Source organism: Corynebacterium sp. ACRPH (assembly GCF_022347285.1).
Lineage (GTDB): Bacteria > Actinomycetota > Actinomycetes > Mycobacteriales > Mycobacteriaceae > Corynebacterium.
The window spans coordinates 59,288-69,249 of the sequence record NZ_JAKRND010000013.1; the positions used below are offsets into that span (position 1 = coordinate 59,288).

Here is a 9,962-nt window from a genome sequence, read left to right on the forward strand (position 1 = left end):
GGCCGCTAAGCCGAGCTAGCTCAGGCTGGGGGGATCTCACCCAGCGAAACCCGTTTGCGCGTGGTTTTATTAGGCTATGACGAACAAGCCTCAGGAAAACTCCACCCCTGCCCAGTCCGGCCAGTTCACCCGCCGCCAGGTTCTACAGACCAGCGCGGCCGGCGCAGCTGCCGTCGGCATCGGCACCGTTGCCGCCAACTCCACCGCCTCTGCCGCGCCGCTGGGCTCCGCCAAGCAGCCGAACCCGCCCATCAACAAGAAGATGGGCAAGGAAGCCTTCCAGCACGGCGTTGCCTCCGGTGACCCCTACCCGGATAGCGTGCTGCTGTGGACCCGCGTGACCTCCAACGAAAACGACTACCCGGGTGACGGCAAGGGCCAGACCACGAACGTGAAGTGGGAAGTCGCCAGCGACGAAAAGTTCACCCAGATCGTCACCTCCGGCACCGCGAAGGCGGAGCCCGCCGGCGACATGACCGTGAAGGTAGAGGCCCGCGGCCTGAAGCCCTACACCGGCTACTTCTACCGCTTCACCACCGTCGACGGCCCCCGCAAGGGCCAGACCTCCCCGGTCGGCAAGACCCGCACCGCACCGGCCAAGGGCGCCGACGTCTCCGAACTGCGCTTCGCGCTATTTAGCTGCTCCAACTGGGAGGCCGGCTTCTTCAGCGCCTACCGCGATATGGCGAACCGCGGCGACATCGACTACGCGCTGCACGTCGGCGACTACATCTACGAGTACCCGCGCGGCGAGTACACCGGTAAGACCGGCTCCGTCCGCCTGCACGAGCCGGCCAACGAGATCGTCTCCCTGGCCGACTACCGCCAGCGCTATGCTCAGCACCACACCGACCCGGACCTGCAGGCCGCGCACGCTGCGTGCCCGTGGATCGTCACCTGGGATGACCACGAGGTCGCCAACGATAACTGGTCCAACGGCGCGGAGAACCACCAGGCAGACAAGGAGGGCGACTTCATCGCCCGCCGCAACGCCGCCATGCAGGCCTACCTGGAGTGGCTGCCGATCCGCGCCACCCCGCTGTCCGAGAAGGGCCACATCTACCGCAACCTGTCCTTCGGCAACCTGGTCGAGCTGAACATGCTGGATCTGCGCACCTACCGCAACGAAAAGCCCGGCTTTACCGCTGCCCGCAAGACCGACGACGAGTCCCGCACCATGCTGGGCTCCGAGCAGTTCGGCTGGCTGACCAAGAAGCTGTCCACCTCGACTGCCCGCTGGAACTTCATCGGCAACTCCGTGATGTTCAGCCCGGTTCTAATCCCGCCGCTGGATCCAGAGGCCACCAAAGCCGTCACCCAGCTGCTGGGGCTGCCGGAAGAGGGCATGCCCTACAACTTCGACCAGTGGGATGGCTACGCCGCCGAACGTCGCCGAGTGATCAAGTACCTGGTGGACAACAAGATCCGCAACACGGTCTGGCTGACCGGAGACATTCACTCCTCCTGGGCCAACGACATTCCGGCCAAGCCGGGCACCTACCCGAACGGCGGCACCGCCGGCGTGGAGATCGTCTGCACCTCCGTTACCTCCTCCAACATCGACGACATTCTGAAGCTGCCGGAGGATAACGCGCTGTCCCACACAGTCGAGTACGCCTTCACCAACATGAACCGCCACGTGAAGTACCTGGACTTCGACTCCCACGGCTACACCGTCGTGCGCGTGACGAAGGATGCCGTAGACGCGAACTGGATCTTCCTGGCTCCGGACGGCAAGCTGAAGCCGAACCAGCCGCTGCACTTCGGCAAGGCCGCCACCACCAAGTGGGGCGAGGGCATCCACACCTCCAACGTGCGCATCGAACCGGCTAAGCACTCCGCCCGCTAAAAGCCTTAAAGCGCTTTATTACCCTCAGGTACACACCTGGGGGTATTTTTTATTTATTCTTTTCTTAATGACGCCACCCTTTCCAGCGCCTTTACAGTTCATTTAGCTTTAAACAAAGCTCATCATTGATACTTGCCTTTAATGGGTTAGACTAGTGTTTGAAAATCTATTAACTAAGTAGCGCAGGTAGCAGCCCGAAAGCTATATGCAACAAACACTTGGAAGAAAGGAATGCCCCGATGGCACGCCGCGAAATTACCCAGTTCTTTGACGATCTGGACAATGCCCCACTTTCCGAGGAGGAGGTCAATGTCGTTGATTTCAGCGTCAACGGAATTGATTACACCCTGGATTTGTCCGCCAAGAACCGTGCGGCTTTTGAAAAGGCTTTGGCTCCTTACATTCAGGTTGCCCGCCGCAAGACCCGCGGTGGTGCCGGGCGCCGAACCACCGGCCGCAGCACCAACCCGGAGCGCAACCGCATGATCCGCGAATGGGCACGCGAGAACAACGTTGCGGTCTCCGAGCGCGGCCGCATTTCCGCCGACGTTATTGAAAAGTTTGAGAAGGCTCAGGGCAAGTAAACGCTTTTCGTTTTAAGAGATTCGAGGTTTTTCGAAGTTGGGGCGTCACAAGATAAAAAGAGCATCCCTAGCGCTGGTGGCAGGCACCGCGCTGGCCTTTAGCATCAGCGCCTGTGGGGGCGCGGAGGACGACGAGCCGACCTCGGAAACCTCCGCAGAACGCACCGTCGACCCGGTCAAGGGCACGGAGCTGCCGATTGACGCCACCCCGGAGCCAGTGGGGCAAGGCGGCCAGGAGGTTTGCCCCTACCTGGACGGCGAGTGGTTACAGAACACCAACGGCCAGCGCCTCACCGGCACTGGCACGGACGAGCGCTTCGACCCTCCCGCCTGTGTTTTCTGGTCTTACGAGGACTACCCGCAGGCCACGGTGATGGTGCGTCACATGCGCACCAACTCCGATGCGATCGCGGTGGTCGACCATGCCGCGCCGATCGATTCCACGCTCAAGGCTCTTGACCCAGAAGGGTGGAGCGGCGGGCGCCGTGGTGGCGACGGGGAATCCGGCGCAGTGTACGCGGTGTGGAAGGACGAAACGGCCGTGGTGGTCACCACAGCACAGGAGCAGTCCGTGAAGGCGCAGAAGATCGCTGAAGAGACGATCAAGAACCTCAAGCTCTAAGCGGCGCTCAAGCTCTCAGCGGCGCGCGGGCTCAAGCTAAAGCAGCGACCCGCAGCAGTCCCTCCGAGACCCCCACATCGGTCCAGGGCATCATCGGCCCGACCCAAGGGAACACAACCTCCATGAGCAGGAAGAAGATGCCCACCAGCAGCACCAGGACGATCAGTAGCTTGACCCACCAGGGCCCGGGCAGGTTACGCCACAGCAGCGCGTACATTTAAGCTCCCTCCGTCAATTCCTCGGGCACCTCGCCGCCCTTCTTCGGCTCCGAACGGACGAGCGCCGCGTGGACAATCATGCGCTCCTTGTTGGAAAACTGCGGGTGACAGGTCGTCATCGTCAGCAACGCCGCATCATCCTTGGGGTGCACCTCGATGCGATCCTGGCCGGGGACGGGGTTGATCACGTTGATGTCGTTCGGGGTGGTGATGTAGCGCCCATTGACGCCCGCGTATTCACCGCTAGAGATCTTCTGCGCCAGCTCTGGGGGCATGCACTTCTCGGCCTCTGCCAAGCGATCGCCCGGGGCCACGTCGATCGGCAGCACGCGGTAGATATTCCAGCTACCGGCGGTTTCCACCACGACGGAATCGCAAGTTTTCAGCAGCCCAAGGTCGTTGAAGGGGGAGCCACGCCCCACGCGGTGACCGGCCATGGCGAAGTTACCGGGCTTACCTGGGGCTTGGGTTTCCTGGTAGTGGCCCGGCCCCTTGCTTAGGTCCTCGTCGGCCACGCCCTTGACCACAGAGAAGTTAAAGTCCGAGCCGAAAGAAGGGATATACAGGCGAGCAAAGGCAGCGCCTTCGGCCGGCTCGGTCAGCGGGCGGGGGTTCTTCTCATCCCACTGATCATCCAGCTCTTGGGCGACTGCGGCCTGTTCGCGTCCGGATTGAACATCCGTCCAAAAAACATCCCAGAAACCGAAAAGCAGGGCGATAACACCAAAGGTGATGAGGATCTCGCCGAAAACACTAATCGGGTCGAGTCGTGTTTCCGCCTGTCGTCGGTGTCGCGCCATGCGTCACATGCTACTACGTTTTGGGACGCTACCCTACCGTATCCCGCAGCTATCTCTCATGGCGGGTAAGCTCTCCTCCATGAAGATTGTCGAGTATCCCGTTGCCCTATTCCTGAAGGCATGGCATTACCTTTTTGCCGATATTTTTGGCTGGGATGCAGCGCAATCTTGGTTGCTGGCACTTGTGCTTCTGATCGTCACCGTTCGGTCGCTGCTTTTGCCTTTCGTCTACCGGCAGTCTTATTCCAGCCGTATTTTGATTAACATCCGTCCAAAGGTTTTTCGGCTGGAGCAGGAATACAGCGATGATAAAACGGCGGAAGGGCGCAAAGAGCTGGGAAAGAGGCGACGCGAGCTACAGAAGGAGCACGAATATCGCTTCTCCGATGGTTGCATTCCCGCGCTAATCCAAATTCCGGTCCTGATTGGCCTGTACCGCATGCTCATCCACGTCACCAGTCCGGATCCGGAAATCAACGCTTCCGTCAACGGCTTTGGCCCTCTGAATGCCGAGGAAGTCCAGTCACTGCTTTCCGCAAAGCTCTTCGGGGTGCCCATGGCCGCCTACGTGCAGATGTCGGATTCGCAGTTCGCGGAAATCCACACCACGCAGGAGCAGGTCTTTTGGGTGGTGTTCCCCATGGCCATTCTGGCGGCGATTTTCACCACTTCTAACTGGGGCTATTCCATGTACCGGAATTACCTCACGGTGGATCACAACTCAGGCCTGGCCCGCGGAATGCTGAAGTTGATGTGGCTAATCGGCCCGATCGTGTTGATTGCCCCATTCACTATTGCCCTGGGCGCGGTCGGCCCGGTTGCGTTGATGATCTACTGGGTGGGTAACAACCTGTGGACCACCACCCAGACGATCACCATTCAGCGGATCCTGGACCGCAAAATCCCCTACTCGGAGGAGTTCTTGGAGCACCACAAGCTGATGAAGGATCAGCTGGTGGAGCGGAAGAAGGAAAAGAAGAAAAAGAAGCAGGCTCGTAAGGCCAAGCGAAATAGCTAGATGTTGTAGCTCATCGGTGCCGTTAGCAGCAGCTGCTTCGCCAGGCCGCGGGCGGTTTCCAGCGGCACGGTGTTGCGGGACATCTTCGCCCCGTTAAGCCCGCCGTCCATGAACACCATGAGCTGGTCGGCCAGCGTCTGCGAGGCATAGCCGAAGCGTTCCGTAAGCAGCTCGGCCATCGTGTCGCGGCACCAGCGGCGGTACTCCATCGCCGCGTCGCGGATGCGCTGCTCCGAGTCGGTCTCGGGCCGCGGGTATTCGCTGGCCGCGTTCTGGAAGTGCGAACCGCGGAAGTTGTTTTCTGGCTCCTGCTGAATACACAGGTCGAAGAACGCGATGATGCGATCCTCCGGCTTTTCGCGCTGGTCCGCCAGCGCGTGCCAGTCGTCGCGCCACTTCTGATCCAGCTCCTGCAGGTAGGCAACTACTAGGTTGTCCTTCGATCCAAACAGGGAGTACAGGCTGGCCTTCGCCACATCTGCATCGCGTAGAATTCGGTCGATTCCGATCACGCGGATGCCCTGCGTGGTAAACAGATTCGTCGCGCTTGCCAGCAGGCGCTGGCGCGGCCCGGGCCGGTTGCGACGGCTGGAGCGGGCCGTCTGCTTGGTGGCCTTTCCGGTTTTCTTGGCAGTCTTTTTTACGGTCTTCTTGGCTACCTTTGCACCGTCTGCCTTGGCCGAGGAGTCAGTAGAGGCCGCGGAGCCCGCCGTGCGGGATTTATCCTCTGCCGTTGCCATCTACTTCTCTCCTTATCTTTGTCATCCTTGTCATCTCTGACTGTCGGCCTTTAGCGCGCTTACGCGCATAAGTCTACAAAATCCTGCAGAGCCCATTGGACTCTACAGGATCTGTATTATCTTGCGCTATTGTTTTGCGCGTGCTTACTTGCGCTTCTTGTCCTTCGGGCGGACAACCATCATCGGGCACGGTGCGTACTGCAGCAGGGTGCGGGAGGTGGAGCCCAGCAGCATGCCCTTGAAGCCGCCACGACCGTGGGAGCCAACGATCAGCAGCTGTGCGTCCTTGGCTGCCTCGGTGAGGGACTGCACCGGACGCTCGCGCTCGACGATCTCCTCGACCTGTACGCTCGGGTACTCCTTGATGAGCTCCTTCAACTCGTCTTCCATCATGTTCTGACGCTCGACGATCATGCGATCCATCTGGTTCTGCGCATCCACCAGGCCAACGTAGGTGGTGTGGATCTGCGTGTCGGTCCAGGAGTGCACGGCGCGCAGCAGGGCGCCACGTGCCTCGGCCTCGCGGAAGGCGATCTTCAGTGCCTGGCGGGAGATCTCGGAGCCATCCACGCCGACCACGACGGGGCCGTACTTGTTGTCGACGGTCACGTCGTTGTCCTTGCGCACAACCACCACCGGGCATTCGGCGTGGGCGACAACAGCGCTGGAGACGGAGCCCATGACCAGGCCGGAGAGGCCGCCCAGGCCGCGGGAGCCCATGACGATCATCTCCGCAGTCTCGGAGAGGTCCAGGAGAGTATCGATCGGGGCGCCTTCCTTGACGAGGTAGCTGACCTCGACGTCGGCGCTGAAGTCGGTGACGATCTTGCGGGCGTTTTCGATCTTGTCACCGGCCTCGCTCTCGAGCTCGTCGTAGAGCTCCTGCGGCGGAACCATTCCGTCGGCGTACATGAACTGGGGCATGGTGTAAGCGCTAACCAGCTTCAACGGCTGCTTGCGCTTCAGGGCGGCGTTCGCGGCCCACCTGACGGCTTCGTTGCTGGCGTCAGAGCCATCAACTGCGACGATGATTTCCTTATCGCTCGTGGTAGCCATGGGAAACGATCCTTCCTTGCAAGGGCATTATTTGATTGATCCTCTACCACTTCCCATTATCCTCAAAAGCGCTAATCAATGCAGAAAGGGCGCCCTTTTGCCCCTATTTTCGGGACTAATTGGGCACCCTTTGGGTGGGAATTTAGATTCTAGTTAGAGGTACTAGGCCTGGGTGTCGGGCAGCGGAACGTCGTCGGCAGCGGGTGCGTTGGACGGGGAGAAGAACTCAAGCAGCGTGCGGAAGATGTTCAGCAGAACAGCGCCGAGATCGGTCTTGAGCAGGTTAGACAGGGAACCTGTGATTGCAGCAATATCCATGCCGGGTAGCATAACGGATTGATGGGACCTTTACCAGTAAAAAGGGGCCTAAATCCTACGCGGATTCTTGTTCCCCCAGCTACCGACACGCCGTGGGTGGCAAAAGATTCTCTGTGGCATCTTATTTCCTCCCAGCGTCACCGCGCAGAAGATGATAATTTTAGTGCCGTTTTAGAGCGCTTCGCCGCCGGTGAAGTGCGCCTGGATTCCGGAGAAGCGCTCGCCCCGGATGACGTTCTGCGCCCCGGAAGCTTCATCAATTTCTATCGCTACCCCGCCCCGGAGCGTCCCGTCCCCGGCGAGATCACGGTGCTGCACCAGGATGCGGATATCGTCGTGGTGGATAAGCCCCCCTTTCTGGCCACCCTCCCCCGCGGCCAGCACATTACTGAGACCGCGCTAGTCAAGGCTCGAGTGCAGCTCGGCATTCCGGAGCTTTCCCCCTCTCACCGCCTTGACCGCCTGACCCGCGGAGTGCTCCTGATGACCGCCCGCCCGGAGGTCCGCGGCGCCTACCAGACGATGTTCGAGCGCCGCATCCCCCACAAGGTCTACGAGGCGCTTACTCCCCTGCCGGAGGAAGCCCCCTTCGCTCCCATCGCCCCGCTGGCCGCCTGGCGTTCGTGGGAGTCGCCCACGCCGGAGCGCCCGTGGCGCCTGGAACACAGCATGTCCAAGACACGCGGGCACCTCAGCACCATCCTCACCGACGACCCGCCCAATGCTCTTACCCTGGTCACGGGTCTGCGCACCGAATATCGAGACGGCCGCGAGGTTCTGGTCTGGCGCCTGGAGCCCCGCACCGGCAAGACCCACCAGCTGCGCGTCGTCCTGCGCTCACTGGGGCTGCCGATCCTGAACGACCCTCTGTACACCGATCTCACGGAAGCCGCGCTCTTTTCTATAGACGCCCCTACGCCCCGACCGGTCTACGTGGAGGACGAGGACTTTGCCGCCCCCATGGGCCTAATCGCCAAGAATCTCCGCTTCCCTGACCCACTGAGTGGCAAGGAGCGGGAGTTCATCAGCCACTTCTAGCTGGCGCTAGATCAGTCCTGCAGCTCCACGGTGACGCCGCGCAAGATTCGCGCCGTGTAGAGGCATCCGACCGCCAACACCACCACGACCAGGGCGGTAATCATTGCGAAGGCATGGGAGTAAGCCGTATCTGCGGCGGCTAGCAGCGGTTCGGCCCAGCTGGCGTCCGAGAAATGGGCGATGTGCACCGCGGCATGCAGACTCTCCGTCGCTTCTGCTGGGGCTCCGGCCGGCAGGGTGATCAGCGCAGAATAGAAGGCCGTGACCAGGCTGCCGAGGACCGCGATGGAGGTCAAAGATCCGAACTCGTAGCTGACTTCCTCTACCGAGGAGGCCATGCCTGCGCGATGGCTCGGCACGCCTGAGATCATGGCGATGGAGGCTACCGCCATTACCGCGCCTAGCCCCATGCCCTTAATGAATAGGCCGCTGAGAAGAAGGGGCGTCGAATCCAAATAGCCATAAAGGCACACGCATAGAGCACCGATCGTGGCAAGGCCGAACCCGCCGGCGATCAGGCGTCGGATGCCGAAGCGAGTGAGGCGGGCACCGGCGTAGATGGAGGTAAATAGGGCGCCCACGGCTGCGAAGGTCACGTACACGCCGGAGTGCAGCGGGGATAGGCCGTCGGCGAGTTGCAGCTTCTGAGTGATGACGTACTGCAGTCCAGCGAGGGCGAACATGGACAGGGCGGCTCCCAGGGCGCCGGCACGGAACGCGGGGAAGCGGAAGATATCAAAGGTGATCAGGGGTTGCTCGAGCCCGTTCTGACGCCGCGTAAAGGCCCAGCCGCCCAGGAGGAGCAGCACGGCTGCCACGCCGATGACTGGCCAGTTCTGCGGGGAGTGGCTGCCCTCCTTGATGAGCAGGACTGCGCTGACCAGGGTGATCATCGCGTAGAAGGAGGAGATGAAGTCCCAGTGCTTGTCGGGTCGTGGCTGATCCTTCGGGGCGACAAAGGGCACGGCTATGAGCGCTGCGATGACAAGCGGGACGTTAATCAGGAAGCAGGAACCCCACCAGAACAGTTCCAAAAGCAGGCCGCCGGCGATAGGGCCAAGGGCGGCCGAGACGGTTGAGAGGCTGCCCCAAATTCCGATGGCGAGATTCAGCTCAGCCGGGTTTGTGAAGGTAAGACGGATAAGCGATAGCGTGGACGGCATCATAGTGGCGCCGCCTACGGCAAGCAGGGCACGGCCGAGGATAAGAACCCCAGGGTTGGGGGCGAACGCCGCGACTAGTGAGGCGAGGCCAAAGATGATGAGGCCGGCGACGAACATGCGACGATGGCCGATCTTGTCCCCGAGGGTGCCGGTGCCGAGCAGTAGGCCGGCGATGACGATGGCGTAGATGTTGACGATCCAGAGCTGTTGCGTGCTGGATGCGCCGAGGTCCTCCACGAGGCTAGGGAGCGCTGTGTAGAGGATGGTGTTGTCGATCGTAATGATGGTGATGCCTACGCCGACTGTGGCTAGTAGCAGCCAGCGTTGTAGGGGCGTGGCGGAGGCTGGCTGTGTATTCATGAATCAGACTTTAGCAATACGGAAATGAGCATGAAAAAAGGGAGTGTGTACGTCGATAACGTACACACTCCCTCATTCTTTAGTTTTAGTGCCGGCGGTGACTTACTCTCCCACACCCTCCCAGGTGCAGTACCATCAGCGCAGGTAGGCTTAGCTTCCGGGTTCGGAAAGGGACCGGGCGTGACCCCACCGCTAA

At 60.9% G+C, this 9,962-nt stretch carries 11 protein-coding genes and 1 rRNA gene; 5 read left to right on the forward strand and 7 right to left on the reverse strand.

From position 1 onward, the window contains the following. The first annotated feature begins 76 nt into the window (after window positions 1-76). The 3 genes from MHX66_RS07950 to MHX66_RS07960 all read left to right on the forward strand — a co-directional run bounded on the left by MHX66_RS07950 (window position 77) and on the right by MHX66_RS07960 (window position 3,055). The gene (locus MHX66_RS07950; protein ID WP_239202021.1) at window positions 77-1,849 is read left to right on the forward strand and encodes an alkaline phosphatase; all 1,773 of its coding nucleotides are present in this window, start codon (window positions 77-79) and stop codon (window positions 1,847-1,849) included. Window positions 1,850-2,088: 239 nt separating this feature from the next. Beyond that, a complete protein-coding gene (locus tag MHX66_RS07955) occupies window positions 2,089-2,433 on the forward strand; it encodes an Lsr2 family protein (RefSeq protein ID WP_035005917.1) in 345 nt (114 codons plus the stop codon). A gap of 76 nt (window positions 2,434-2,509) precedes the next feature. Next, complete coding sequence (locus MHX66_RS07960) at window positions 2,510-3,055, forward strand: DUF2020 domain-containing protein (protein ID WP_239202023.1); 546 nt, start codon at window positions 2,510-2,512, stop codon at window positions 3,053-3,055. A gap of 31 nt (window positions 3,056-3,086) precedes the next feature. On the opposite strand, the gene MHX66_RS07965 is transcribed toward MHX66_RS07960, so the two are convergent. Together MHX66_RS07965 and MHX66_RS07970 are read right to left on the reverse strand one after the other, a co-directional pair. After that, window positions 3,087-3,272 carry a hypothetical protein gene (locus MHX66_RS07965; protein ID WP_239202025.1) on the reverse strand — a complete coding sequence of 62 codons (186 nt, stop codon included), beginning with the start codon at window positions 3,270-3,272 and terminating at the stop codon, window positions 3,087-3,089. Continuing rightward, a complete protein-coding gene (locus MHX66_RS07970) occupies window positions 3,273-4,073 on the reverse strand; it encodes a class E sortase (protein WP_239202027.1) in 801 nt (266 codons plus the stop codon). It lies immediately after the preceding gene. A gap of 79 nt (window positions 4,074-4,152) precedes the next feature. On the opposite strand from MHX66_RS07970, the gene yidC reads away from it, so the two are divergent. Beyond that, a complete protein-coding gene (gene yidC / locus MHX66_RS07975) occupies window positions 4,153-5,091 on the forward strand; it encodes a membrane protein insertase YidC (RefSeq protein WP_239202029.1) in 939 nt (312 codons plus the stop codon). On the opposite strand, the gene MHX66_RS07980 is transcribed toward yidC, so the two are convergent. The 3 genes from MHX66_RS07980 to MHX66_RS07990 all read right to left on the reverse strand — a co-directional run bounded on the left by MHX66_RS07980 (window position 5,088) and on the right by MHX66_RS07990 (window position 7,205). Then, the gene (locus tag MHX66_RS07980; protein ID WP_070488444.1) at window positions 5,088-5,831 is read right to left on the reverse strand and encodes a TetR/AcrR family transcriptional regulator; all 744 of its coding nucleotides are present in this window, start codon (window positions 5,829-5,831) and stop codon (window positions 5,088-5,090) included. The two genes, yidC and MHX66_RS07980, sit on opposite strands and share 4 nt — an antisense overlap. A gap of 144 nt (window positions 5,832-5,975) precedes the next feature. Continuing rightward, a complete protein-coding gene (locus MHX66_RS07985) occupies window positions 5,976-6,887 on the reverse strand; it encodes a universal stress protein (RefSeq protein ID WP_035005928.1) in 912 nt (303 codons plus the stop codon). Between the two features lie 162 nt (window positions 6,888-7,049). Beyond that, window positions 7,050-7,205, reverse strand: coding sequence for a hypothetical protein (locus MHX66_RS07990; RefSeq protein ID WP_239202031.1), 156 nt, complete (start codon window positions 7,203-7,205; stop codon window positions 7,050-7,052). Between the two features lie 96 nt (window positions 7,206-7,301). Between MHX66_RS07990 and MHX66_RS07995 the strand changes: the two genes are divergently transcribed. After that, entirely contained in the window at window positions 7,302-8,243 is a 942-nt protein-coding gene (locus tag MHX66_RS07995; RefSeq protein WP_239202033.1) for a pseudouridine synthase, read from the forward strand. 11 nt (window positions 8,244-8,254) lie between these two features. Here the strand turns inward: MHX66_RS07995 and MHX66_RS08000 are convergent, their stop codons facing one another. Then, window positions 8,255-9,766, reverse strand: a complete 1,512-nt coding sequence (locus MHX66_RS08000; RefSeq protein ID WP_239202035.1) for an MFS transporter — start codon at window positions 9,764-9,766, stop codon at window positions 8,255-8,257. Between the two features lie 89 nt (window positions 9,767-9,855). Continuing rightward, window positions 9,856-9,962: ribosomal RNA gene (gene rrf / locus MHX66_RS08005) — 5S ribosomal RNA — on the reverse strand; the annotation flags it as partial.